The organism is Sporosarcina sp. P12(2017) (genome assembly GCF_002743035.1).
Lineage (GTDB): Bacteria > Bacillota > Bacilli > Bacillales_A > Planococcaceae > Sporosarcina > Sporosarcina ureae.
In genome coordinates this window covers 124,582-149,777 of record NZ_PDYL01000007.1, presented here as the reverse complement: position 1 = coordinate 149,777, position 25,196 = coordinate 124,582, and the positions used below count along the sequence as shown (strand labels likewise).

Below are 25,196 nucleotides of genomic sequence, written 5' to 3'. Positions count from 1 at the left end.
GGGGTTATCTGCTCTATCTTTACGTTGGACCGCTCTATTGCCCGCGCTGTCATGCTCTAAGCTGATCCGCGAGAGCTTAGTGTGTTGTCTAAAACACTCTATCGCACGCGCCATCTCGCTCTATGTACGTCCCCGAGTGCTCTATGTGCTAGCTTAACCGCTCTATATAACTCCACGAACGCTCTATCAGGAGCCTCAAGCGCTCAATCGTCCGAGTTATCCGCTCTATCACCGTTCCGCGTGCGCTCAATCATCCCGGTTACCCGCTCAATGCCGACCCGCCGCGCTCAATGAACCAACATAACCGCTCCTCACCACCCCCGCCCACTCACACATAAAAAAACGCCCGACACAAGGTCAGGCGCTAGTTTTCTTACTTATATAGAGGATGCTGATCTGTTAGAGCTGTAACGGCTTTGCGTGCTTCTTCTTTTGCTGTTGGGTCTTCGTGGTTTTTCAATAATGTTGCGATGATACGTCCCACTTCTACCATGTCTTTTTCTACGAAACCACGAGTTGTAACAGCCGGTGTACCGATGCGGATACCAGACGTGATGAATGGTCCTTCTGTGTCGAATGGTACTGTGTTTTTATTGACTGTGATACCAATTTCGTCCAGTACGTGCTCTGCTACTTTACCTGTTAGTTCAAGTGATTTCAGCTTCACAAGTACGATGTGGTTGTCTGTGCCGCCAGATACAACGTCGATACCTTCTGATTGTAGTTTTTCAGCCAACGCTACAGCGTTTTTCTTCACTTGTTGCGCATATTCTTTAAATGAAGGATCCAATACTTCTTTGAACGCTACCGCTTTTGCAGCGATTACGTGCATCAAAGGACCACCTTGAACGCCTGGGAATACCGTTTTGTCGATTTTCTTGCCGAATTCTTCAGCTGTTTCTTCATTCAATAGAATGATACCGCCACGTGGTCCACGCAATGTTTTATGTGTTGTGGATGTCACGAAGTGTGCGTGTGGAACTGGGTTTTGATGCTCGCCTACTGCGACTAGACCTGCGATGTGTGCCATATCTACCATCAAGTATGCGCCGACTTCATCCGCAATTTCACGGAATTTCGCGAAGTCGATCGCACGTGGATATGCACTTGCACCCGCAACGATCATTTTCGGCTTGTGCTCAAGCGCTTTTTGGCGAACGTCTTCATAGTCGATGACTTCTTCTTCTTTTGTCACACCGTAATCTACGAAATTATAAAGCTTTCCGGAGAAGTTAACTGGTGAACCGTGTGTTAAGTGACCGCCGTGAGAAAGGTTCATCCCAAGAACTGTGTCGCCTGGCTCAAGTGCTGTGAAATAAACAGCCATGTTTGCTTGTGCACCAGAGTGTGGCTGTACGTTTGCATATGCTGCGCCGAAGATTTCTTTTACGCGATCGCGTGCGATGTTTTCGACTACGTCTACATGCTCACATCCACCATAGTAACGCTTGCCTGGATATCCTTCAGCATATTTATTCGTCAAGTAAGATCCTTGTGCTTCCATTACTGCTTCTGTTACGAAGTTTTCAGATGCGATTAATTCGATGTTCGAGTTTTGACGGTTCTTTTCCGCCATGATTGCTTCATATACTGCTGCATCTTCGCGTTGTACATTGCTTAAGTCCATTGGATTGTATCCCCTTTTTTCTGATAGTTTTATATTTTCTTGTATTGTACACGGTTTATTCGTATTTCGCACGACTTCCGCCAATTAATTTTGGACGAGTTGTCGCAAGTGTGATTACAGCTTCACCGATTTTATTAATGGATGTACGGATCGGTACTACTACCGGCTTCATTTGCATGCCAATTAAAGTTTGTCCGATGTCGATACCCGCATGTGCCTGCACCGATTCCACTACGACGGGATCATTGAATTGCTTGTACGCATAGGTAGACATTGATCCACCCGCCTCAAAAACCGGTACGACGGATACAGGTTCCAAATGAAATTGCTGTGCCGTCTTGCGTTCCAATGTGATCGCACGGTTGATGTGCTCGCAGCCTTGGAAAGCTAAATGTACATGGTATTGATCCGCAAACGCTTGAAGCGGTGCGAATAGTGCTTCTCCTATTTCAAGTGCACCGTTTGTACCGATACGGGCACCAGCTACTTCAGAAGTAGAACAGCCGACGACGAAAATCGTCTCTTCGGCAGGTGGTGCTTGTTCGGCAAATTCGGTCAATGCTTGTTCTAGCTGCAGTTTCCATAATTGAATGGCATCCACTTGTTCCACCTGCTTCCTTTAGTTCTTTTCAAGTTCCATCATTTTATTTATACGACGCTCGTGACGGCCGCCTTCAAATTCTGTTTCAAGCCAAGCGCTAACGATTTCTCGTGCTAGCCCTGGTCCAATCACGCGTTCCCCCATTGCTAAAATGTTGGAATCGTTATGGCCGCGTGTTGCTTTCGCGCTGAATACATCATGAACGAGCGCGCAACGGATGCCTTTGATTTTATTGGCGGAAATGGACATGCCAATTCCTGTGCCGCAAATCAAGATTCCGCGGTCTACTTTCCCCGCCACGACGTCGTTCGCTACTGGTTCTGCATAGTCAGGATAGTCGACGGAAGTGTCGGCATCCGGTCCGTAGTCGATATATTCAATGTCGAGTTCGGTTAATAGATTGGTAATCTCTTTTCGGAGGTTGTTGCCTCCGTGGTCTGAAGAAATTGCAACTTTCACTGCGCACCCTCATTTCTATTTTTACTTATCGCTTATTCTATCATTGTTCTATAAAAAAATCATCGGTTTTACTGTACTATTTTTGAAATTTCCATTTTGAAACGTTGAAGTTTTGTCATAAAGACGAATGTTATATGAATAAAATTAAATCATTGTACGTGTTTGAGGTCTAGGAAGTCATGTTCTGGGCATTGGTTGATGTAGATTAAGCATTCTATTCGGAAAGTTTCATCTTTTGTAGTTGCTTAGGCGTGTGGTGAAGTTACCTTACTGAGAAACGCGGTTGACCGAGTAACTATGCAGTTGCGGTCGTTGCTCGACTGGTTGTTGGGTACTGAAGTGAATAAGTGTCTGCTTTCTGGACCCGCGCAGGCACGTGGGGGATTGCCTCCAGCCAGGAGCCAGCTGGCGGTGGTGCTGCCAGTTGTCTCATGGCCACGGCCTACCCCGCAGTTGTGCCTGCGCTACTAAGTGGAAATTATTTAAATTGTGGTTCTAATAAGAAGATCAGCAACTTGATGATACTAATTTTCTGCTTTTAAAAAAGAAGTATATGAATTGCCTTACACTCAATTCAACGGAGGCGACTGCTGTGGTAGGCGCCAGAGTGGGGTCAATGAGCATTCCACTCTCATAGCCAATCAAACCAGTAACCCTGTACAAATCAGCCAAAGAAATGAAATTGTCAAAACATTACCCCATGTAGCTCACTTACTACTAACCAATCGTTTTCCATTTCCCACAATAAATAAAAAAACGATCCAGAGTGCATAATACCTCAGAATCGTCATTGCTTATTACATTGGCGTGCGGTCGAACTTCCGGATGACTGTGTACAACTCTTCCGATTGCTCCTTCAGCTCCAACGCCTTGTTTTTCGTTTGATCTATAGACGCCACTTGTTCTTCTGTGGCCGCACGAACTTCTTCCGCTCCCGCCGAAGTATGCTCTGCAATCGTTGCTACCTCCATCGACTGCTTAGCCGTGCGCTCGATCGTCTGCATTTGGTTGCTGACGATTTGGCTAATTTCATCTACATAAAGTGCCATTGTCTGGATAGTGGCGGTCATCGTTTCAACGTTTCCATTCGTTTTTGTCGCGCGTTCGGCCTCAGTGGATGCCGTTTTTACTTGTTGCTTCATTTCAGCTACGACTTGTTTGACGTCTGATTGAATCGTTTGAACAAGTCCCGAAATCATCTGGACGGCTTTTGCACTTTCATCCGCTAAATTACGGACTTCTTCCGCGACGACAGCGAAGCCCTTACCATGCTCCCCTGCCCGCGCTGCTTCTATAGATGCGTTAAGCGCTAGTAGGTTAGTTTGACCAGCTATGTTGCCGACAAGTTCCACGATTTCACCAATTTTATGTGCGTTTTCATCGAGTACTTGTATCGTTTCCAATGAATGCTCGCTTTGATTGCTCATTTGATGAATACCCGCTAAAACCGATTGGAAGACTTCTGTGGTTACGTCTAATTCCCGTAACATCACTTTGGATTGTTCAGAAGACTGACCCGCGCGATTATTGACTTCCACCGCGAGTTGACGAATATCTTCAATCGCGTTGACTGTTTCTCGTATCGACTCCGAAGTGTTTTCTGCGCCATCGGAAATTTCGCCAATAGTGCGCGCAATGGCGTCGGATTGGCCAGACGCAGCGCTTGTCTCATTCGTCAATTCATCGACAGATTGAGCAGTAGCTTGGAAGTTGGATTCGATTTGTTCAATAATACTACGTAAATTAACGACTACTTGCTGGAATACTTTGGAAACGGAATGAATTTCATCCGAGGAGTTGGGCAGTTGAATGTCTGTACCAATCTTTCCATCCGCCACTTTCATAGCAGCCGTTTCCAAACGTTGCAACGGCTTAGTCAAAATGGTGCTGAACATGGCAGCTAAAATACCTGACCACATGATGCCCATCGCGTATGTAAGCAGTTGAAAAACAAATGGCCGTACATTTGGAAAGAATGTTGGCTGTACCCAGTTAATGAATACAGCACTCGTTGTATACGTGATAACTGCGAGAATCACGATAAATAAGACGAGTTTCGCCCGGAGCCCTACTTTTTTCGGTTCTTTCATAAGTTCCCCTCCGCTTGCTTTCGGATGACGGAGTTAATGAGGTCTGTCAGTTCATGAAATGTAGTGCGGTATGTTTCCAAATCTCCACCATATGGATCATGCACATCAAGACCCGCCATTGTACCCGCGTATTCTTTTAATGTAAATATTTTTTCTTTCATTGCAGGATAACGACTGTGCAGGATATCTCGATGGTTTGCGGTCATCGTTAAAACAACATCAGCCCACTCCATCTCAGCAGACTTGACTTCATTAGAATATGGAGTGAAAGGTATTTTTTCTTCCGTCAGCAATTGTGCTGAGTTCGTTGAAATCGGCAAGCCGTCTATCGCATGAATACCTGCTGATTTCGCCGTAATACCTGGCACGTTAGCATGATTGACTAATGCTTCTGCCAATGGACTTCTACATGTGTTGCCTGTACAAATAAAATAAATATTCATTTTCTTCACCTACTTTACAATATAACGGATTTATGAGAAAAAAGAAACAGTTTTTTAGAAAAATAAGGACAATACTCCCATACATATGAATACAATACCTGCTAACCGTCGAATAAATGTACTATTAATTACACGTAAGCGGCCTGTGTACAAGAAAGCAATAGCCGAAAATAAAACAGAAAAGAAGCCGGATGCCAAAACAAACAGCCATTTATTCAGCTGCATCATACCGAATGTCACACTCACTCCGAACGCATCTATACTGACGATTAGTGCTAAGAAAAATGGGGAGATTTTATTGACGACTGACAGATCTTCACTGTCGGAGAGGAGAATGTGAAGACCTATGAGTGAAAGCAGTACACTCGAGAGCGCATGACCCCATCCCGCGAAAAAGATCATCACCCATTCCCCTGCGTAGAAACCGATAAGTGGCAGCAACACATTTAGTATAGTCGTCCACAGCATGATCATCAATCGACCTCGCCGCAGTTGAAGTAATGTATAGACGATTAGTATATCAGCCGTTGTCACGATAGCCGCTATGATTTCTATCAAAAAAGTAGCCCCCTCGCAAGTCTCGCATCTACTAATCTTATGCGGGTGCTAAAGGGGGCTATTCATCATTATCGAAATGTTATTCGGTGAAACGCTTGCCGTCTGATGCTTTATCGAGGCGATTCATAACCGCTGCACCGATACCCGAATGATCGGTCTCAATTGCAAGAATTATATCAGCTTCTGTATTGTCGCATTGGCGAATCGCTTTATAGAGACTCGACGCCATCTCTTCACGATTGTTAATGGAACCTGTGGAAAAGTACCAATCCGCGTTTTCTGTGTATAACTCATCAGGTCCGATCATCGCGACTCGTTTATTTTGTTGATGAATAGTGTTTAGCGCATGCGCAATAGAATCCGTATTCGGCTCGATAATGAATAGCGGTGCTTCAGGTGCGTAATGGGCATATTTCATCCCCGGCGCGCGCGGTGTTGCCGTTTGATCTGTAGGTAGCGTCGCCATATCCACGGTGCCAATCAACTCTTCCAGCTGCTCTTTCGTAATGCCGCCCGGACGCAAAATGACAGGTGGCGTAACCGTGATATCCAAAATGGTAGACTCCACGCCTACCCCTGTCTCTCCGCCATCTAAAATCAGCGGTACTCTACCGATTAAGTCGTGATAGACATGATCCGCTTCCGTCGGGCTTGGCTTTCCGCTACGATTTGCACTCGGTGCCGCTAACGACTGATCCAGTTTACGTAGTAATGCCAACGCTATCGGGTGGTCAGGCATACGAATGGCTACTGTACTAAGTCCCGCCGTAACGACATCTGCAATCACTCCAGGCTTTTTCTTCATAATTAACGTCAACGGTCCTGGCCAAAATTCCTTTATTAATACGTCTGCAATTTTAGGAATATCTGTTGCGTATTTCTCGATGTCTGACTGGTTCCCAATATGTACAATCAGCGGATTATCTGAAGGTCTTCCTTTTGCTTCGAAGATCCGCTGTACTGCTTGCTCATCTGTCGCAATGGCTCCTAAACCATAAACTGTCTCAGTCGGGAAGGCAACAATCCCTCCAGAATTTAAGATATCTACAGCTTGTTCATAGATTCTGTCGTTATCCACTAGGTTATCCACAATTTCTTGCGTAGTATCCACTTGCTCAACCCCTTTTTATACACATTTTATCAACCTTATCCACAAAAATTGTGAATATGTTCATTTAAACAACGACTTTATCCACTCCCAAATGAAGAATGTAACAGGTTCTTCTTCTTCTGTTTCAGTCACTGTAGCTTCTTCAGGAAAACAAACGTTAGGAAACAATGAACACCACCAGTTATCGCCTCGACCAGCGCCAATTTTCACGACATACGCATCGTAAACGTCTTGTGGCTGAATGAAGAACCCTACTCGTTTTGGTGGAATCACTGCCGCACCGTGCTCAAGTGTTACGTGCGCACCGTTTACTTGCGCTTTTGCAATTTCTAGAATCGTGGGTTCTAACCCTTGAAGATTTTCAGTGATTTGCTGCGTGTTGGTAGATTCGCTGATTGCCTGCTCGAGTAATGGTGCGATTTTTTCTTGAACATCTCGTTTCACTTGTTGATCCGCTACCGTATTAGAGTTTGCGAGAATGCGAAACTGCGTCGCTTCACCTGTCGTTGCCTGCTGACCGAACACGAGCAGCACCGCTTGAATCGTAAGTAATATAAGTACAAATTCTATAAACGCCACTAGTTTCGAAGTTTGAGTTGGTTGTTGGTTAATCGGATAATCTTGTAACATGTCATCCCCTCCTGCACTCTATCTTGACCCGCAGGAGGAGATTTTATTCATCGAATCTCACAAAATATCATTCGATCTTTTTTATTGATATCTTGAACGATTTCAACAGTGGCTTTTGGAAAGGATTTTCGTAAGTATCCTTGCACGATTGTCCCTTGCTGATAGCCGATTTCGAAACCGATAAGCGCTGGACGATTCATTAGAGGCGATAAGTTCTCTGCTAGTCTGCGATAAAAGTAGAGTCCTTCTTCTTCTGCGAATAAAGCCGTTTGCGGTTCGAAATCATAGACAGTTGGCGACATATCGGATTTTTCATGTTCCGCGATGTACGGTGGATTGGATAGGATCATGTCCCATTTCTGCTGAGTCAACGGTTCTTCCATATCCCCTTGCATAAAGACTATATCCGCTTCATTGCGCTGTGCATTGCGTTTTGCGACTTCAAGCGCCGTTTCACTAAAATCAGTGGCAGTTACTTTTGCAGTCGGTCGTTCTTTTTTGAATGCGATGGCAATCGCTCCGCTACCCGTTCCAACATCCGCCATTTGAATGACTTGGTCCCCGAATAATGCACTCGCTCGCTGCAATGCATAGTGGACGAGTTCTTCTGTTTCAGGACGTGGAATCAAGACATGTTCATTGACCTCGAATGAATAGCCGTAAAAAGACTCTTCTCCGAGGATATATTGAATCGGTTTACCGGTCAGTAATTCTGTGATAATTGCCCAGAATCGCGAATACGTTTCATGCGAAATTTGTTCACGAAAACTAGCTAAATAATTAGCCTGATTCGTTCCTACGACAGAACGCATGGCCAGTTCAGCGGCATGCGTGTCCATTCCACGTTCCTGAAGCAATTGTTGTGCACGTTGCACGGACTCATAGATGGTCTCATTCATTGCGATCCAAACTTTCTAGACGATGTGCTTGTTCTTCTATAATCAATGCATCGATGACTTCATCCAATTTCCCTTCTATAATCTGATCCAGTTTTTGGATGGTCAAACCAATTCGATGGTCTGTCACGCGATTTTGCGGGAAGTTGTATGTGCGAATCCGTTCGGAACGGTCTCCTGATCCAACAGCGGTTTTCCGTTTTTCATCGTATTCAGCTTGCACCTCTTGCATAAACTTATCGTAGACACGTGCACGCAAGACTTTCATCGCTTTTTCTTTATTTTTGATTTGAGATTTTTCGTCTTGAATCGATACCGTCGTACCTGTCGGCAAATGCGTAAGGCGTACGGCTGACATGGTCGTGTTGACGGATTGTCCACCCGGTCCCGATGAAGCGAATGTATCGGTACGAATATCCTTATCATGAATCTCAATTTCTACTTCTTCTGTTTCAGGCAAGCACGCAACTGTAGCAGTAGAGGTATGCGTTCGTCCCCCTGATTCCGTTTCCGGTACACGTTGCACGCGGTGCGCTCCGTTTTCGTACTTCAACTTGGAGTAAGCACCTTTGCCATCGATCATGAAAATAATTTCTTTAAAACCACCAAGCTCGGTTGGTGATGAATCAATGACTTCTACTTTCCAATGATTCATTTCCGCGTAGCGTGTATACATACGATATAGACTACCCGCAAATAAAGCTGCTTCGTCTCCGCCCGCTGCGCCTCGTATTTCCATAATGACACTTTTATTGTCATTCGGATCTTTTGGAATCAACAATACTTTTAACTGTTCTTCCAAAACCTCAATACGATCTTCCAGTTCATCGATTTCCATTTTGACTAATTCTTTCATATCTTCGTCGAGTGGCTCATCTTGCATTTCTTTCGCATTTTTATATTGAGTGTAGACACCTTTGTATTCACGGTATACTTCGACCGTGTCTTGTAAATCCGATTGCTCTTTCGAATAGCTTCGTAATTTATCCAGATCATTGACGATTTCCGGGTCACTAAGTAGTTCATTGAGTCGATCATAACGGTCTTCTACTGCTTGTAGTCTATCGAACATAGTCGGTTCACCTCTTCTGAAATTATTGGTTACATACTAATATATAGCAGAAACGTCTATCCTTTCTTGCTTACGGATAGACGCAAATATGTTTATTTTACATGTTGCGCACGACTGACGGGTACTTCGTGGTGCTGACGGCAACGTGGTTCATATGCTTCGGATGCGCCAACCAGAATGATGGGATCATCTTGACATGCGGGTTGTCCATCTATCAATCGTTGCGTTCGGCTTGAAGGCGATCCACAAACGGTGCAGACCGCTTGGAGTTTTGTCACCAGTTCCGCCACCGCCATTAGTTCCGGCATCGGCCCGAACGGTTCGCCTCTGAAGTCTTGATCGAGTCCTGCAATGATCACGCGAAATCCGCGATCTGCGAGTGCAATCGCGACATCTATAATATCTTTGTCGAAAAATTGAGCTTCATCAATGGCGACCACATCGAAATCATCTGATACGAGGTTTGGTATTTCACTCGCTTTGGAAATAGGGTTTGCGATAGTTGACGTACCATCGTGGCTGACAACCGCTTCCTCGCTATACCGATCGTCAATAGCCGGTTTAAATACCGCAATTTTTTGTTTGGCAAATTCCGCCCGGCGAATCCGGCGAATGAGCTCCTCCGATTTACCTGAAAACATGCTGCCGCAGATGACTTCCATCCAGCCGCCTTGCATTGAAACGTACATGGTCAATCTCCTTTCGATGTCGTGCTATATGTATGTGCGTAGTGCGATAAGAGTGGTTTCGTATGCTACTTTGAGCGGTTTGCCGTTTAGATTGAGTGCTTGGTGTGCAGCTATGAGCGGTTGATGGCCTAGATTGAGCGGTTCACGTGTTACTATGAGCGCTTAGCGGTACTGATAGAGCGCTTAACATGCAACTATGAGCGCTTTGCAGCCCAGATTGAGCACTTAACGCACAACTATGAGCGCTTAAGAGCCTAGTTTGAGCACTTAACGTAAAACTATGAGCGCTTGGCAACCTAGTTTGAGCGCTTAACGCAAAACTATGAGCGCTTAGCAACCCAGTTTGAGCGCTCAGCGACCCCAATAGAGCAAACGCCGCTGAATCTTTACACTTTAGCCCTATGTACTCGCTAAACTCCGCAGTAAATTAATAAAAATACCCGTCTGGCACGACTGCACCTGACGGGTATCTGGCTTTTATTACTCTTGTCCTTCTGTCTTGATGCCGTATTTCTTGTTGAAACGGTCAACTCGTCCGTCTGCTGAAGCAAATTTCTGACGGCCAGTATAGAATGGGTGACATTCTGAGCATACTTCTACGCGAATGTCCTCTTTTACAGAACCTGTTTCAAATGTATTGCCACATGAGCAAGCTACTGTTGCAAGTTTGTAATTTGGATGAATTCCTGCTTTCATCGATATCTCTCCTTTCGCCCTGAACCATCTGGAACAGAGTTTGAAATTATGGATGTTTTATTGACCAGTTGCCAATAAAACGATCGATGCCGTACACGGCCCGTGTTTGTCAGCCGTATATGCGGTGTACAGCAAAACTGTACTTGATTAGTATAGCAAAATCCGATACGTTGTGCAACTGTTTGATTTGGGTATTTACTGGGCATAAGCTCATTAGTTATGGGTTGGATTTCCGCTACAATCTTCACCTCATAAGTACGAACATCACTCATTTACTTTCGTTTAAGAGCGTAAAAGTAAAACAAAATCCACATCGTTAAACTTAATAGATCAGATTAGACCCTTGCCTTTTTTCGCCTTCATTTCTTCATTGAGCTTGTTGAAGAATTCTTCGTTGTTTTCGGATTGGCTCAGTTTTTTCATGAAGCGTTCGGTGAAGTCGTGGGAGTCTGAGAATGTTTTTCTGATGGCCCATAGTTTTTCCAAGTTGTCTTTTGGAATGAGTAGTTCTTCTTTTCGTGTGCCGGAGCGACGGATGTCCAGCGCTGGGAAGATTCTGCGTTCGGCTAGGTTGCGGTCTAGGTGTAGTTCCATGTTGCCGGTTCCTTTGAATTCTTCGTAGATGACTTCGTCCATGCGTGAGCCGGTTTCTACTAGGGCTGTGGCAAGGATGGTTAAGCTTCCACCTTCTTCGATGTTACGTGCAGCGCCGAAGAATCTTTTTGGTCGATGGAAGGCTGCCGGGTCAATTCCTCCAGATAGTGTTCGTCCACTCGGTGGGATGACTAAGTTGAATGCACGTGCCAATCGTGTGATGGAGTCCATTAATATGATAACGTCGCGTTTACTTTCGACTAGACGCATTGCGCGTTCAAGTACAAGTTCCGCTACTTTGACGTGATTTTGTGGTACTTCATCGAATGTGGAACTGACTACGTCCGCTTTAACAGAACGTTCGATGTCCGTTACTTCTTCTGGACGTTCGTCGATCAGCAATACAATGAGTTCCGCTTCGGGATGGTTTGTTGTGATGGAATTGGCGATTTCTTTCAGCAATGTCGTTTTTCCTGCTTTCGGAGGAGCGACGATTAATCCACGTTGACCAAATCCGACTGGAGAGACGAGGTCCATGATACGTGTGGACACATTGTTTTTTGACGTTTCTAAATGAATTTGACGTTCTGGGTATAAAGGTGTCAACGCCGGGAAATGAACACGTTCGCGTGCGACTTCTGGATTTTGCCCGTTGACTGCTTCTACTTGTAGTAAACCATAGAAGCGTTCGTTTTCTTTTGGTGGTCGAACCTTCCCCGTTACTTTATCGCCGTTACGTAAATCGAAGCGACGGATTTGAGATGCTGAGATGTAGATATCTTCTGAACTGGACGAGTAATTAATAGGACGTAGGAATCCGTATCCTTCAGATTGTATAATTTCGAGGACGCCTTCCATGAAGAAGAAGCCTTCTTGTTCGGCGCGGGATTTCAATATAGCGAAGATCAATTCTTTCTTTGTCAGTTTGCTATAGTTGGTAATTTTAAACTGCTTCGCAAGAGAGTATAGCTCTTTAAGCGTCATATTCTCTAGGTCCGCAAGGGTAATCATTGTCATCTATGCGTACACCACTCTTCATTTATTGTATGGGAAATTTGGCATAGTAAATAGAAAGGAGAGTACATGATGTACTTCCTTTCCTTCAGTAGCCGGACATTATGGATCTAGATAGTTTTTAGGAAATAGAGACCCGGTTGTGACACCGGGTATTGAGGGAGTTAGTCTTGCATTACGAGAAGAGGTTTTTTCTTCATGCTGTGGCGACCTTCTACGAAACGAATTGTTCCTGATTTCGAGCGCATAACGATCGACTGAGTTCGGCAATACGTACCTTTAAACTGCACGCCGTCCATCAATTCGCCGTCTGTTACGCCTGTTGCTGCGAAAATACAGTCGTCTCCTTTTACTAAATCGTCCATCATTAGAACTTTATCTACGTCGATGCCCATTTTGATGCAACGTTCTCTTTCTTCGTCATTTGAAGGAACAAGACGTCCTTGGATTTCTCCACCGAGACATTTCAATCCGACTGCTGCGATTACGCCTTCAGGAGCACCGCCTCTACCGAATAAAATATCCACACCTGTGTCATCGAAAGCTGTATTGATAGCAGCTGCTACGTCGCCATCTTCGATCAATTTGATACGAGCACCCGCTTCACGAATTTCTTCGATGATGGCTGCGTGGCGTTCACGGTTTAAAACAGATGCTACCAGGTCAGATACTGATTTATTTTTCGCTTTTGCTACAGCCTTCAAGTTATCTGTAACGCTTGCGTCGATATCAATTTTCCCAACCGCTTCAGGTCCTACTGCGATTTTGTCCATATACATATCCGGTGCGTTTAGCAAGTTGCCTTTATCTGCAACAGCCAAAACAGCTAGTGCATTCCATCCACCTGCCGCTACGATATTCGTACCTTCGACTGGATCGACAGCGATATCTACAGCGGGTCCGTGACCTGTTCCAAGTTCTTCACCGATATACAGCATAGGCGCTTCGTCCATTTCACCTTCACCGATCACGACTATACCTTCCATAGGAATTGTGTCGAATACTGTACGCATTGCTTCTGTTGCCGCGTCGTCTGCTTCGTTCTTCAAACCGCGTCCCATCCAGCGAGCTGCCGCTACGGCTGCTGCCTCTGTTACACGCACTAATTCCATTGATAAACTACGTTCCATAATGTTTTGTTCCTCCTGTTTGCGGTAAGGCGCGTATTGCGTATTACCTTTCATTTGCCTACGTCCGCATCCAATGGCTACTTTCTACGTAATGGATGTGTCGTTTGAGTCTATTATACACGTTTTGGCAATTAGCGTCACTCAGAAATTGAAGACGGAGTGAGCACTTTTACTTTATTGATATTGGCACCAAGATTTTGCAATTTGTTAATGATATCGCCATAGCCGCGTTCAATATGTTCAATTTCATGGATTTCTGTTTCTCCGCTAGCTAGTAATCCCGCGATCAATAACGCAGCTCCGGCACGTAAATCTGTTGCTTCAACCGTTGCCGCTTGCAATTCTGTTGGCCCTGTTATGATGGCAGAACGACCTTCTACTCTACCGTCCGCATTCATCCGACGAAGCTCATCGATTTGTTTAAAGCGTGCTGGATAGATCGTGTCTGTCAGAATAGATGAGCCTTCCGCCTGTGTCGATAAAACACCAAACGGCTGCTGCAAGTCTGTCGGAAATCCTGGATAAACGAGAGTTTTCACATCGACCGCGTGAAGTTTTTCAGTTTTCGGAATGAAAATTTGTTCTTCACCGACTTCTACTTTCACGCCCATTTCACGAAGTTTCGCCGTGACCGCTTCAACATGCAAAGGAATGACATTATCAATTGTGACGCCATCACCAATTGCAGCCGCCATGATCATATGGGTACCTGTTTCAATACGGTCCGGAATGATAGTGTGTTTCGTACCGTGCAATGTTTCTACGCCTTCGATACGAATAACGTTCGTTCCTGCACCTTTAATATTCGCGCCCATATTGGAAAGCAAAGTCGCTACATCAATAATTTCGGGTTCTTTCGCTGCGTTTTCAATAATCGTTTTGCCTTTTGCTTTAACAGCGGCAAGCATGATATTGATCGTGGCACCGACGCTGACGACGTCTAAATAAATTTTCGCGCCATACAGTTCATCTGCACGCAAATAAATAGCGCCGTGTTCATTTTCGACTTTGGCACCTAGTGCTTCAAAGCCCTTAATATGTTGATCAATCGGGCGTGGACCCAAGTGACAACCTCCAGGTAATCCGATAACGGCGTGCTTGAACTTGCCAAGCATCGCCCCCATCATATAGTAGGATGCACGAAGTTTTTTGACGTTACCGTTAGGCAATGGCATAGAAATGATTTCAGTTGGATCGATGGTCATCGTGCCATCTTTCATTTCCACTTTGCCGCCGATTTCTTCGACGAGCGCCTGCAATGTATAGACATCTGAAATTTCGGGAAGACCTGCAATTGTAACAGGTGAATCTGCTAGAATAGCGGCAGGAATTAGAGCTACTGCACTGTTCTTCGCTCCACTCACTCTGATCGTTCCTTGCAGTCGTTTTCCGCCTTTGATTTTATAAACGTCCATTTCAAGCTCCTTTTGTTCTATCACTTATTCGTTCTGGTTTCCCAGTCTTTCAAAAACTGATCGATTCCTTTAGTTGTCAACGGGTGTGCAAATAGACTCTGAAGTACGTTGAATGGAGTTGTCGCAATATGCGCTCCTGCAAGTGCTGCAGCCGTAATATGTTGTGGGTGTCTGATGGAAGCTGCGATAATTTGTGTATCCAAGTCATGGATCGTGAAGATATCTGAAATCGTTTCAATTAACTCGACACCATTTTGGCCAATGTCATCCAAACGTCCGATGAATGGTGAAACGTATGTCGCGCCTGCACGCGCTGCTAGCAAGGCTTGATTGGCACTAAAAATGAGAGTGACGTTCGTTTTGATTCCTTCTGCTGCGAATACAGAACAAGCTTTCAAGCCTTCAGGTGTCATCGGTAATTTCACCGTGATGTTTTCTGCAAGGGCTGCAAGTTTACGTCCTTCTTCGATCATACCTTCTGCATCCAAAGCGATGACTTCCGCACTGACAGAACCAGGTACGAGAGCCGTAATTTCTTTCAAGCGGTCATGGAATGAAATATTTTCTTTTGCGACAAGTGATGGGTTCGTTGTGACACCAGAGATGATCCCCCAGCTATGCGCTTCTTTAATTTCCTCAAAATTGGCTGTATCTATAAAAAATTTCATGTATGTTATCCTCCTAGTTGTGGTTGATTCATTTAGCTAAAAAGCAAAGAAGGAGACAGGTTCCGCTCCTCCTTTGCTCAATCAGAATTCTGTAATTACGCTTGGTTTGAACTGCCGAACTCACGCATTTTGCCGATTACCGTTGCTTTGATCGCTTCGCGCATTGGTCCAAGGAATTTACGTGGATCATAGACTTCAGAATCTTCGTTAAGGATTTCGCGTACAGCTTTTGTACCTTGAATCTGATTTTCTGTGTTGACGTTAATTTTAGACGTACCAAGTGAAATGGCACGTTGAATATCCTTCGTCGGAATACCTGTACCACCGTGCAACACGAGTGGAATATCCCCTTGTTTCGAGATTTCTTCCATTTCTTCAAATCCAAGATTCGGTTCGCCTTTATACGGTCCGTGTACAGAACCAAGTGCAGGTGCCAGGCAGTCGATACCTGTCTTTTCTACAAGCTCTCTGCATTCAGCCGGATCTGCATAAATAACACCGTCTGCGATGACGTCATCTTCCTGACCACCAACTACGCCAAGTTCAGCTTCTACTGATACATTATGTTGCTTCGCGAAATCCACCACTTTTTTCGTGATTTCAATGTTTTCTTCAAGTGGCTTAGAAGATGCATCGATCATGACAGAAGTGAAGCCTGCTTCAATTGCTTCCTTACACTTCTCAAAGCTGGAACCGTGATCCAAATGAATGGCTACCGGCACAGTAGTACCGTAGTCCTCCATTAATCCTTTGACCATCATAACGACTGTTTTGAATCCGCCCATATAGCGTGCAGCGCCTTCTGAAACGCCTAAAATAACAGGTGACTTCTCTTCTTCGGCAGCTTGTAAGATGGCCTGTGTATATTCCAGGTTATTCAAGTTATATTGACCGATCGCATATCCTCGCTCTTTACCTTGGATCATCATTTCCTTCATCGAGACCAGTGGCATGTTAAATTCCTCCTTGAGTTTTTCACTAATTTTTATGTGTATTAATTATAGTTATTTCCATCCATTAGCATATCAAATTCATGCAATGATTACTACTATCAGACGTCTAGTCGCTCCAACCTTTTTAAGATGCTATCGCGCACTTCGAAAATATCGAACGGTTTGGTAAAGTGCTGATCAATACCAAGTTTATCGGCATCTTGCAGTAATTCTATTTCACTGTACGCTGTCATCATCATGACAATTGCGTCAGGCGATAGGGTTCGGATTTCTCTTAATACCTCGACGCCATTCATGCCTGGCATCTTCATATCAAGTAAAATACAGTCTGGATTAAGTTTCTGAACTATTTCTAGCGCTTCTTTTCCATTTGATGCAAGCGCTGTCATTATTCCGGTTGGTTTGAAGATTTCCTCAAGCAATAATCGAATCCCTGGTTGGTCATCTACAATTAATAAATGTTTCATCCACATCTCTCCCATCACCTAATTTTTCTTGTTTGATTTTGTATTTACAGTGTAATCTACCTTTTATTTTTCTTGTATAAGAAAAGCATGTGTATAGAAAAATTATGTATGATTCTATCTCTCTATTTTATTTGTCTATGTCATATTGTTCAAGAAAACTCCAATAACTCCTCTATTTTTCGTCAACTATTTTGCACTTCTTTCATTTCTCACCTATACTGAGCTTTTGGAGGGGTTTTCGTGAAAATATTAACTACACAGATTAGAGGTCTTCTGGAAAGAATTGCAGAAGGACAAGATGAATCAATGGAAGAAACGGCTCGTTTATTGGCGCAAGCGTTAGTAGGCGAAGGACGAATTGTCTTGACAGCTTTTGATGAAATGGAAGCTGTTACTGCGACCGCACTGGATGGTGTCGAACCGTTGGAGGGTGCTATTCGTTACACTAAAGAGTTGGAGCTGACGACGGCGGACCGCGTGTGGTTGCTTGTGCGAAAGGCAGATCATCCCGCTGCGCTTAAGCTGGCACGCGAGCTCGCGGATCAATTCATCCCGTTTGCTGTGTTGGCTGCGGATAAGGAAGAAGACGACAATGAACTCGCTTCTCTTGCGTATACGTATATTTCGACAGGTTTGAAAAAGGGATTGATTCCGGGTCCTACAGGCGAAAGAATCGTACAGCCCCACGCGCTCGCTGCGTTGTTTGTGTACGAGGCAGTGAAGCTGTCGATTGATGACATGTTGGCGGATGAAGACGACGAGCTGTAACTTGGCATAGGCTAGAGTTGCTGTTGGGGTGGGATTGGCGCTTCGGAGGGGTCGCGTTCTGGAGGGGTCGCCCCTCCTACGCGCCAATCCCTTACGATGTGAGTGGGTGATACTTTCCATTACGCATTGAAGTTTCGTTAATAATCAGTGATTAACTAGAAACTGGATAAGAGCTGCACTTGGACTTAAAAAATGTTCAAAAACAGCAAAAATTTATACACGATCTACAGTAAGTGATGTAAGTACATCCGCTTGGTATGTAGGATTGAGGCGGAAGCTGGGGCGACTCCGGGAGGATCAGCCCGATCAGGTGAGACAACTAAAAGAACGCAGTGACTAGTTGGCTCACCGCGGGCCCTCCGGAACGCGTCCCCAGCTGGAGCTTCAATCCCCCTGCACTCAGCAACTCTACTTTCTTATCTCCATTCATATATAAAGTCAAAAATGCCCACAGAAGACAAGTCTTCTGTGGGCATTGTTTTTTAGTTTTTATGCTCAAGCGCCGCGCGGATGAAATCGCGGATTAGTGGTGATGGACGATTTGGACGGGAAGCGAATTCTGGGTGGAATTGGCAAGCCACGAAATATGGATGGTCTTTCATCTCCATAATTTCAATCAAGCGACCGTCCGGGCTAATTCCAGATACGATAAATCCTGCCTCTTCCAACTGTGCACGATATGCCAAGTTCATTTCATAACGGTGGCGATGACGCTCGTACACTAGCTCCTCGCCATATGCAGCGGAAGCCTTCGTATTTTCAGCTACTTTACACGGATAAGCACCGAGACGTAATGTACTGTCTGCTTCACGTGCTGTACGGCAATCTGGGTGGAAAGTAGTAATCTGGTGCTCAGTCTCTGTGTCGAACTCCAGTGAATGAGCTGTTTTTAGACCGATGACATTACGTGCGATTTCTGTAGCCGCTAACTGCAATCCTAAACTGATACCGAAGAACGGGATTTTCTGTTCACGCGCATACGTGATTGCTTCAATTTTACCATCAATTGCACGATCTCCGAAGCCACCCGGTACAAGAATACCATCTACGTCTCCAAGAAGTTCTGCTACGTTTTCAGACGTCACATCTGCCGAGTTGATCCACTGAATATCGATGTCTGCATCGAACGCGTATCCAGCATGACGCATAGCTTCAACTGCCGAGATGTATGCATCTTGTAATTCTACATACTTACCAACTAAACCGATTTTTACTGTTTCTTTTAGTGACTTAACCAACTTCACTAGTTCTTCCACTTCCGAAAGTTCAGGCTGTGGTGTTTCAAGACCCAAGTAATCCACAACTAGCTGATCCATGTTTTGTTCATGCAAACGAAGTGGTACTTCGTATAGAGTTTCCGCATCCAGTGCTTCGATTACTTCTTCTGACTTAATGTTACAGAATAACGCGATCTTGTCTTTCATTTCTTGCGGAACTGGGTACTCGCTTCGTACGACGATCATGTTCGGCTGAATTCCAAGACTACGCAATTCCTTTACACTGTGCTGTGTCGGCTTCGTTTTCATTTCACCAGCTGCATGCAAATACGGAATGAGTGTGTTGTGAATGTACATCACGTCATCCTTCGCAAGATCCGTTTTTAATTGGCGAATGGCTTCAAGATACGGCAATGATTCGATATCCCCTACACTGCCACCAATTTCTGTAATGACGACATCTGCGTTCAATGTTTGACCTGCACGTTTGATCAATTCTTTAATTTCATTGGTAATATGTGGGATTACCTGAACTGTTGCACCATTATATTCGCCAGCGCGCTCTTTGCGCAATACTAGATCATAGACTTTCCCCATCGTTACGTTGGAGTATCGATTACATTCGATGTCTATAAAACGCTCATAGTGACCGATGTCAAGATCCGTTTCCGCTCCATCTTCCGTTACGAAAACTTCTCCGTGCTGGTATGGGCTCATCATGCGTGGATCAATATTGATATATGGATCGAATTTTTGGTTCGTGACTTTCAAACCGCGGTTCTTAAGTAAACGTCCGAGTGATGCTGCGTTGATACCTTTACCTAAAGAAGAGACGACGCCGCCTGTAATGAAAATATATTTTGTCATGTGTAGTGCCTCCATTTATTCTTTTTCCAAGCTATTAGGGTCGATATAAAATCAAAAAAGCGCCCCGTTTGTAGCGTAACTACAATAAGGAGCGCGTATACACGAATTTATGTGTCCTTTTCAGGAGCCCATCCAAATCTTATATTTTTGGGCACTAAAAGTCAAGTCCGATTATTTCTCTTCCTCGTACTCTTCGTCTTCTTCGTACTCTTCTTCATCGTCCTCGTCATCTTCTTCGATATCGAGTTCTACTTCGGGAATAACTTCCAGGTCATCATCAGGATCGATTAAGTCTTCCTCGAGTTCGACTACTTCCTCTTCTTCCTCATCCTCGTCGTCTACGTCATCTTCTTCGCCGAGTTCTACGTATTCTTCATCGAAGATTTCTTCTTCGTCATCATCATCTTCTTCGATATCATCTTCGTCATAATCTTTTTTCTTCTTTTTCTTCTTGCGTACTTTTACGACAGGTGCTGTTTCTTCTTCAATCTGATCAACTGGATACCATTCGCGTAAGCCCCAACGGTTGTCTTGGATCGCTAGGAATCTGCCATCGATGTTTAGGTCTGTATAAAATTGAAGGAGTTTTTCCTTCAATTCTTTCTCGCTTATACCTGTAAGTTTACGGAACTCTTCCATTAATTCCGCCAACGTGAGGGATTCACGTCGTTCTGTCAGTACCTGGTGCGTAATGTTGATTAATGATTCTTCCAACAGTTCTTCTTTTGTCATGTCATGGATATTCAATGTATGGCACGTCCTTTCTTCTATCAATCACACGCGGAACCGACCAAGTCAGTGAATGATTTGGCCGATCGACGTTTTTATCTTGTAGCATATAAGCATAGTGTACATTATATACGTTATTTCTACCAATATGCTACATTCTTTTACTTCTCTTTATATTTATATACTCAGTAATGGTCAAATACCCCAGGTAGACCGCCCCAATGGTGAAGGGGATTACGCCGAGTCCGCTGTTGTAGAAGATGAGTGTGAGTGTAATTAAGAGAGCTATTATGATTGCATGATAGTACCATCTCACATTCAGCACGTCCCTTTTCTTTGTTGTTCTCATTATACTGACTAACTTATTAAATTATCCACTTTGATAGGGAAAGAATTTTGCATAATGGATTAGGTTTCATAGGATACTTGAGATAGAGTGGCTGGCATGGCTGTCGGGGTGGCGATTGGCGCTTCGGAGGGGACGCTTTCCTGAGGGTCCGCGGTGAGCCAACTAGGTCGCTACGCTCCCTATAGTTGTCTCACCTGTCGAACTGATCCTCTAGGAGTCGCCCCTCCTAGTGTAAAGATGTGCTCCTAACGCTACGCTTTTACTCGCAAAAGCCGTCCTTCGCTACGGCTCTCGCTGCAATCCCTTGCAATGAGAGTGGGTGCCACTTATTGTTGTCCACTGAAGTTGCACTTGTATGTGGTTTAGCACTTATCATTTGCACTCACTCTGGCCTTACATTTAACTATTGTCAGAGACATTACGAATTTACAGACTAGCGGCAGTGAGTGAAACATATTGTTACCCACTATAACCAGTTTCATTATCTATTCAGCACTTGAACTTAATTAAGTTCAAAGGCAACAATAATTCACACTTCATAGCCAGTGAATATTCTACGTCCAACCACTCTCTACGTAAGGATTGCAACGGAAGCTGGGGCGACTCCGGGAGGATCAGCCCGATCAGGTGAGACCACTAAAGGAGCATAGCGACTAGGGGGCTCACCGCGGGCCCTCCAGAACGCGTCCCCAGCTGGAGTTGCAATCCCACGCACTAGCCCATGCATCTACACTTTGACTTTGACTTTGACTTTGACTTTGACTTTGTCTTTGTCTTTGACTTTAACCCCATGAAAAAAGAGGATGCCACAAGAAGTGATGGCTTCTGTGACATCCCCTTTGAGATGCATTACATATTACGGCGGTACTGCCCGCCTACTTCGTAAAGCGCATTGGTAATTTGTCCAAGACTCGCTACTCGCACAGTCTTCATCAACTCAGCGAAGACATTGCCCCCTGTAATCGCCACTTCCTGAAGATCAGCAAGCGCTTGCCCCGCTTCGTCAGCATGTTTAGCTTGGAACGCGCGCAAATTGGTAATCTGTGACTCTTTTTCTTCTTGTGTCGCACGTGCCAATTCCATATTGTCGATATCTTCCTCAGACGGCGGATTCGGGTTCAAATACGTATTGACACCGATGATCGGTAGCTCGCCTGAGTGCTTCTTCATTTCATAATACATCGATTCTTCCTGGATCTTGCCGCGCTGGTACTGCGTTTCCATAGAGCCCAGTACGCCGCCACGGTCGTTCAGTCGATCAAATTCTTGTAATACTGCTTCTTCTACGAGACTTGTCATTTCTTCGATGATGTAAGCCCCTTGAAGTGGATTTTCGTTCTTCGATAAGCCATGTTCTTTCATGATGATCATTTGGATCGCCATCGCACGACGAACAGACTCTTCTGTCGGTGTCGTGATGGCTTCGTCATAAGCATTCGTGTGCAACGAGTTACAGTTATCTTGCAATGCCATCAATGCCTGCAATGTTGTGCGAATGTCGTTGAAATCAATTTCTTGCGCATGCAAACTACGGCCGGATGTTTGGATATGGTATTTCAACTTTTGACTGCGTTCATTGGCTCCGTATTTGTCACGCATCGTAACCGCCCAAATGCGACGTGCCACGCGACCAATTACCGTATATTCGGGATCAAGTCCATTTGAAAAGAAGAACGATAGATTTGGTGCAAAGTCGTCGATATGCATGCCACGGCTCAAGTAATATTCCACATACGTGAAGCCGTTTGCGAGTGTGAACGCTAGCTGCGAAATCGGGTTGGATCCTGCTTCTGCGATATGGTAGCCCGAAATGGATACAGAATAATAATTACGAACTTTTTTATCAATGAAATACTGCTGGATATCGCCCATTAAACGCAATGCAAATTCTGTAGAGAAGATACATGTATTTTGGCCTTGGTCTTCCTTCAATATATCCGCTTGAACCGTTCCACGAACTGTTTGGAATGTCATTTCACGTACTTCAGTGAACTCTTCGACAGTAAGTGTCCGTCCTAGCTCTTCTTCTTTTTTACGTACTTGCTGATCGACCGCTGCGTTCATGAACATCGCTAGGATAATGGGTGCCGGTCCATTGATTGTCATTGAAACAGATGTCGTGGGTGCGCAAAGATCGAAGCCGTCATAGAGCTTTTTCATGTCTTCTAGTGTACAGATGCTTACACCAGACTCGCCAACTTTTCCGTAAATATCAGGACGCTCGTCAGGATCTTCTCCGTATAACGTGACAGAGTCAAACGCTGTAGATAAACGTTTTGCATCGTCATCTTTTGATACGTAGTGGAAACGACGATTCGTACGTTCAGGTGTTCCTTCTCCAGCGAACTGACGGCGCGGATCTTCTCCTTCACGTTTGAATGGGAAGACACCTCCAGTATACGGGAAGAATCCTGGAGCATTTTCGCTGTATACAAAGCGTAGGATTTCTCCATAATCTTTATATTGCGGCAAGACCACTTTCGGAACCTTCAAGCCAGATAGACTAACGGTATTAAGCGTCGTACGGATTTCTTTGTCGCGGATTTTCACCACATATTCATCCTGCTCGTAAGACTCTTTCAAAGGTTCCCAGTTTTTCAAAGCACGCTTAGATTCGCTTGTTAATTGCTCCTCGACGCCTTCTTTCAAGCTATTCAATGAATCTAGTAATGCTTCATTAGAATCGGCTTCTTTCACCGCTTCAATCGCACCTTCCAATTGGAACACGCGGCGTGCCAGTTCTGCTTGCTGCTTGGATTTCGCATGGTAGTTACGAACGGTGGAAGCGATTTCACGCAAGTAATGGCTTCGGTCGGGCGGAATAATTACGGTTTGCTTTTGATTCGTCACGAAGTCTGTGTAGCTTGTCATCCAATCCGAATCCGTTGCGTTGTTAATTTTTTCAACAAGCGCTGCGAAAAGTGTGTTGGTGCCCTTATCGTTAAACTGGCTTGCAATCGTTCCGTATACAGGCATTGTTTCTAAATCCTGATCAAATAGTAAATGGCTACGCTGATACTGCTTGCGTACTTGAATCAATGCATCTTCGGAACCTTTGCGCTCGAATTTATTGATAACAATTAAGTCAGCAAAGTCGATCATGTCGATTTTCTCAAGCTGTGTCGGTGCACCGAATTCACTTGTCATAACGTACATCGAAACATCGGAAACATCTGTAATGCGCGCATCCCCTTGCCCGATCCCACTCGTCTCTACAATAATCAAGTCATAGCCAGCTGCTTTTGTGACATCGAGTACATCATGGATAGCGGTTGTCAGCTCGGAACGTGATCCACGTGTTGCGAGACTACGCATGTAAACACGGTTATTAAAAATCGCATTCATGCGAATCCGGTCGCCAAGTAACGCACCGCCTGTTTTTTGCTTTGTTGGATCTACAGAAAGAATCGCTACTCTTTTGTCAGGGAATTCACGCAAGAAACGGCGAATTAATTCATCCGTCAAGGAACTTTTACCTGCTCCACCTGTACCTGTGATACCGAGTACTGGCGTTTGCTTGGACATAGAACGTGCATGGTCGAGTAATTGCTCCGTCGCTTCGTCTTTTTTCAAGTGGTTTTCTTCTAAGTAGGTGATTAAATTGGCTAAAATCCCTGGTGTTTCGGCTGTCAGCTGTTCCAGATTAGCCTCTTCGCTTTCGGGAGTCGTGGAGAAATCCGATAGTTCCATGATTTTATTGATCATGCCTTGTAGACCTAGTTTCCGACCGTCTTCCGGTGAAAAGATCCATTCGATGCCGTATTCATGCAACTCTTTGATTTCTTTCGGGATGATGACTCCTCCACCACCGCCGAATATTTTAATATGGGAAGCGCCTCTTTCCTTCAGCAAGTCATGCATGTATTTAAAATACTCCACGTGACCGCCTTGGTAGGATGACATAGCGATTCCTTGCACATCTTCTTGAATGGCAGCGTTTACAACTTCCTCAACAGATCGATTATGTCCGAGATGAATAACTTCCGCTCCGGTTGACTGTAATATTCTGCGCATGATATTGATCGATGCATCATGCCCGTCGAATAAACTGGATGCCGTCACGAAACGAATATGGTGTTTCGGTGTATACATTTTGTCAGTTACCATTTACCTTCCACCTTCCGTACATGCTGACCACCGCCACGAAGAACTT

At 44.7% G+C, this 25,196-nt stretch carries 22 protein-coding genes; 1 reads left to right on the top strand and 21 read right to left on the bottom strand.

Features of this window, described 5'->3' with window-relative positions; all coding sequences use genetic code 11:
- Positions 1-373 precede the first annotated feature (373 nt).
- From glyA to CSV80_RS07515, 18 genes are all read right to left on the bottom strand, one after another.
- Positions 374-1,627, bottom strand: a complete 1,254-nt coding sequence (gene glyA, locus CSV80_RS07600; RefSeq protein WP_029053452.1) for a serine hydroxymethyltransferase — start codon at positions 1,625-1,627, stop codon at positions 374-376.
- Positions 1,628-1,682: 55 nt separating this feature from the next.
- Positions 1,683-2,228, bottom strand: a complete 546-nt coding sequence (locus CSV80_RS07595; RefSeq protein WP_199083944.1) for a TIGR01440 family protein — start codon at positions 2,226-2,228, stop codon at positions 1,683-1,685.
- Positions 2,229-2,246: 18 nt separating this feature from the next.
- Positions 2,247-2,687, bottom strand: coding sequence for a ribose 5-phosphate isomerase B (gene rpiB / locus CSV80_RS07590; protein ID WP_029053454.1), 441 nt, complete (start codon positions 2,685-2,687; stop codon positions 2,247-2,249).
- Positions 2,688-3,484: 797 nt separating this feature from the next.
- The gene (locus tag CSV80_RS07585) at positions 3,485-4,777 is read right to left on the bottom strand and encodes a methyl-accepting chemotaxis protein (RefSeq protein WP_099670327.1); all 1,293 of its coding nucleotides are present in this window, start codon (positions 4,775-4,777) and stop codon (positions 3,485-3,487) included.
- Positions 4,774-5,220, bottom strand: a complete 447-nt coding sequence (locus CSV80_RS07580; protein WP_099670326.1) for a low molecular weight protein arginine phosphatase — start codon at positions 5,218-5,220, stop codon at positions 4,774-4,776. Before CSV80_RS07580 ends, CSV80_RS07585 begins: the two co-directional genes overlap by 4 nt.
- A gap of 54 nt (positions 5,221-5,274) precedes the next feature.
- Positions 5,275-5,778 carry a manganese efflux pump gene (locus CSV80_RS07575; protein WP_099670325.1) on the bottom strand — a complete coding sequence of 168 codons (504 nt, stop codon included), beginning with the start codon at positions 5,776-5,778 and terminating at the stop codon, positions 5,275-5,277.
- A 79-nt stretch (positions 5,779-5,857) separates the two neighbouring features.
- Positions 5,858-6,889: an L-threonylcarbamoyladenylate synthase gene (locus CSV80_RS07570; protein ID WP_099670324.1), complete on the bottom strand. Its 1,032-nt coding sequence runs from the start codon at positions 6,887-6,889 to the stop codon at positions 5,858-5,860.
- A 60-nt stretch (positions 6,890-6,949) separates the two neighbouring features.
- A complete protein-coding gene (locus CSV80_RS07565; RefSeq protein ID WP_099670323.1) occupies positions 6,950-7,519 on the bottom strand; it encodes a stage II sporulation protein R in 570 nt (189 codons plus the stop codon).
- A gap of 47 nt (positions 7,520-7,566) precedes the next feature.
- Entirely contained in the window at positions 7,567-8,418 is an 852-nt protein-coding gene (gene prmC, locus CSV80_RS07560; protein WP_099670322.1) for a peptide chain release factor N(5)-glutamine methyltransferase, read from the bottom strand.
- Positions 8,411-9,487, bottom strand: coding sequence for a peptide chain release factor 1 (gene prfA / locus CSV80_RS07555; protein WP_099670321.1), 1,077 nt, complete (start codon positions 9,485-9,487; stop codon positions 8,411-8,413). Before prfA ends, prmC begins: the two co-directional genes overlap by 8 nt.
- 92 nt (positions 9,488-9,579) lie before the next feature.
- On the bottom strand, positions 9,580-10,176 hold the full coding sequence (locus tag CSV80_RS07550) for a thymidine kinase (RefSeq protein ID WP_099670320.1): 597 nt from the start codon (positions 10,174-10,176) through the stop codon (positions 9,580-9,582).
- Between the two features lie 480 nt (positions 10,177-10,656).
- Entirely contained in the window at positions 10,657-10,872 is a 216-nt protein-coding gene (rpmE, locus tag CSV80_RS07545) for a 50S ribosomal protein L31 (RefSeq protein ID WP_029053463.1), read from the bottom strand.
- Between the two features lie 330 nt (positions 10,873-11,202).
- Positions 11,203-12,483, bottom strand: a complete 1,281-nt coding sequence (rho, locus tag CSV80_RS07540; protein ID WP_099670319.1) for a transcription termination factor Rho — start codon at positions 12,481-12,483, stop codon at positions 11,203-11,205.
- A gap of 161 nt (positions 12,484-12,644) precedes the next feature.
- Positions 12,645-13,610: a class II fructose-bisphosphatase gene (glpX, locus tag CSV80_RS07535; protein ID WP_099670318.1), complete on the bottom strand. Its 966-nt coding sequence runs from the start codon at positions 13,608-13,610 to the stop codon at positions 12,645-12,647.
- Positions 13,611-13,747: 137 nt separating this feature from the next.
- The gene (locus CSV80_RS07530; RefSeq protein ID WP_099670317.1) at positions 13,748-15,025 is read right to left on the bottom strand and encodes a UDP-N-acetylglucosamine 1-carboxyvinyltransferase; all 1,278 of its coding nucleotides are present in this window, start codon (positions 15,023-15,025) and stop codon (positions 13,748-13,750) included.
- A gap of 20 nt (positions 15,026-15,045) precedes the next feature.
- The gene (gene fsa / locus CSV80_RS07525) at positions 15,046-15,693 is read right to left on the bottom strand and encodes a fructose-6-phosphate aldolase (RefSeq protein ID WP_029053467.1); all 648 of its coding nucleotides are present in this window, start codon (positions 15,691-15,693) and stop codon (positions 15,046-15,048) included.
- A gap of 95 nt (positions 15,694-15,788) precedes the next feature.
- On the bottom strand, positions 15,789-16,646 hold the full coding sequence (locus CSV80_RS07520) for a class II fructose-bisphosphate aldolase (RefSeq protein ID WP_029053468.1): 858 nt from the start codon (positions 16,644-16,646) through the stop codon (positions 15,789-15,791).
- Between the two features lie 98 nt (positions 16,647-16,744).
- The gene (locus CSV80_RS07515) at positions 16,745-17,113 is read right to left on the bottom strand and encodes a response regulator (RefSeq protein WP_099670316.1); all 369 of its coding nucleotides are present in this window, start codon (positions 17,111-17,113) and stop codon (positions 16,745-16,747) included.
- A gap of 240 nt (positions 17,114-17,353) precedes the next feature.
- Between CSV80_RS07515 and CSV80_RS07510 the strand changes: the two genes are divergently transcribed.
- Complete coding sequence (locus CSV80_RS07510) at positions 17,354-17,881, top strand: DUF2529 family protein (protein WP_099670315.1); 528 nt, start codon at positions 17,354-17,356, stop codon at positions 17,879-17,881.
- 482 nt (positions 17,882-18,363) lie between these two features.
- On the opposite strand, the gene CSV80_RS07505 is transcribed toward CSV80_RS07510, so the two are convergent.
- The 3 genes from CSV80_RS07505 to icmF all read right to left on the bottom strand — a co-directional run bounded on the left by CSV80_RS07505 (position 18,364) and on the right by icmF (position 25,150).
- The gene (locus CSV80_RS07505) at positions 18,364-19,965 is read right to left on the bottom strand and encodes a CTP synthase (protein WP_099670314.1); all 1,602 of its coding nucleotides are present in this window, start codon (positions 19,963-19,965) and stop codon (positions 18,364-18,366) included.
- A 171-nt stretch (positions 19,966-20,136) separates the two neighbouring features.
- Positions 20,137-20,697, bottom strand: a complete 561-nt coding sequence (rpoE, locus tag CSV80_RS07500) for a DNA-directed RNA polymerase subunit delta (RefSeq protein WP_037561682.1) — start codon at positions 20,695-20,697, stop codon at positions 20,137-20,139.
- Between the two features lie 1,195 nt (positions 20,698-21,892).
- Positions 21,893-25,150, bottom strand: a complete 3,258-nt coding sequence (gene icmF, locus CSV80_RS07495; RefSeq protein ID WP_099670313.1) for a fused isobutyryl-CoA mutase/GTPase IcmF — start codon at positions 25,148-25,150, stop codon at positions 21,893-21,895.
- Between the last annotated feature and the right edge of the window lie 46 nt (positions 25,151-25,196).

What these genes read in the sequence shown, in the direction of transcription:
- fsa (WP_029053467.1), bottom strand. Translation starts at nt 15,693, where the DNA reads ATGAAATTTTTTATAGATACAGCCAATTTTGAGGAAATTAAAGAAGCG.
- glpX (WP_099670318.1), bottom strand. Translation starts at nt 13,610, where the DNA reads ATGGAACGTAGTTTATCAATGGAATTAGTGCGTGTAACAGAGGCAGCA.
- CSV80_RS07565 (WP_099670323.1), bottom strand. Translation starts at nt 7,519, where the DNA reads ATGTTACAAGATTATCCGATTAACCAACAACCAACTCAAACTTCGAAA.
- CSV80_RS07585 (WP_099670327.1), bottom strand. Translation starts at nt 4,777, where the DNA reads ATGAAAGAACCGAAAAAAGTAGGGCTCCGGGCGAAACTCGTCTTATTT.
- rpoE (WP_037561682.1), bottom strand. Translation starts at nt 20,697, where the DNA reads ATGACAAAAGAAGAACTGTTGGAAGAATCATTAATCAACATTACGCAC.
- rho (WP_099670319.1), bottom strand. Translation starts at nt 12,483, where the DNA reads ATGACAATGATTACCCTTGCGGACCTAGAGAATATGACGCTTAAAGAG.
- CSV80_RS07550 (WP_099670320.1), bottom strand. Translation starts at nt 10,176, where the DNA reads ATGTACGTTTCAATGCAAGGCGGCTGGATGGAAGTCATCTGCGGCAGC.
- CSV80_RS07580 (WP_099670326.1), bottom strand. Translation starts at nt 5,220, where the DNA reads ATGAATATTTATTTTATTTGTACAGGCAACACATGTAGAAGTCCATTG.
- CSV80_RS07515 (WP_099670316.1), bottom strand. Translation starts at nt 17,113, where the DNA reads ATGAAACATTTATTAATTGTAGATGACCAACCAGGGATTCGATTATTG.
- CSV80_RS07505 (WP_099670314.1), bottom strand. Translation starts at nt 19,965, where the DNA reads ATGACAAAATATATTTTCATTACAGGCGGCGTCGTCTCTTCTTTAGGT.
- CSV80_RS07520 (WP_029053468.1), bottom strand. Translation starts at nt 16,646, where the DNA reads ATGCCACTGGTCTCGATGAAGGAAATGATGATCCAAGGTAAAGAGCGA.
- icmF (WP_099670313.1), bottom strand. Translation starts at nt 25,150, where the DNA reads ATGGTAACTGACAAAATGTATACACCGAAACACCATATTCGTTTCGTG.
- prmC (WP_099670322.1), bottom strand. Translation starts at nt 8,418, where the DNA reads ATGAATGAGACCATCTATGAGTCCGTGCAACGTGCACAACAATTGCTT.
- rpmE (WP_029053463.1), bottom strand. Translation starts at nt 10,872, where the DNA reads ATGAAAGCAGGAATTCATCCAAATTACAAACTTGCAACAGTAGCTTGC.
- CSV80_RS07530 (WP_099670317.1), bottom strand. Translation starts at nt 15,025, where the DNA reads ATGGACGTTTATAAAATCAAAGGCGGAAAACGACTGCAAGGAACGATC.
- glyA (WP_029053452.1), bottom strand. Translation starts at nt 1,627, where the DNA reads ATGGACTTAAGCAATGTACAACGCGAAGATGCAGCAGTATATGAAGCA.
- prfA (WP_099670321.1), bottom strand. Translation starts at nt 9,487, where the DNA reads ATGTTCGATAGACTACAAGCAGTAGAAGACCGTTATGATCGACTCAAT.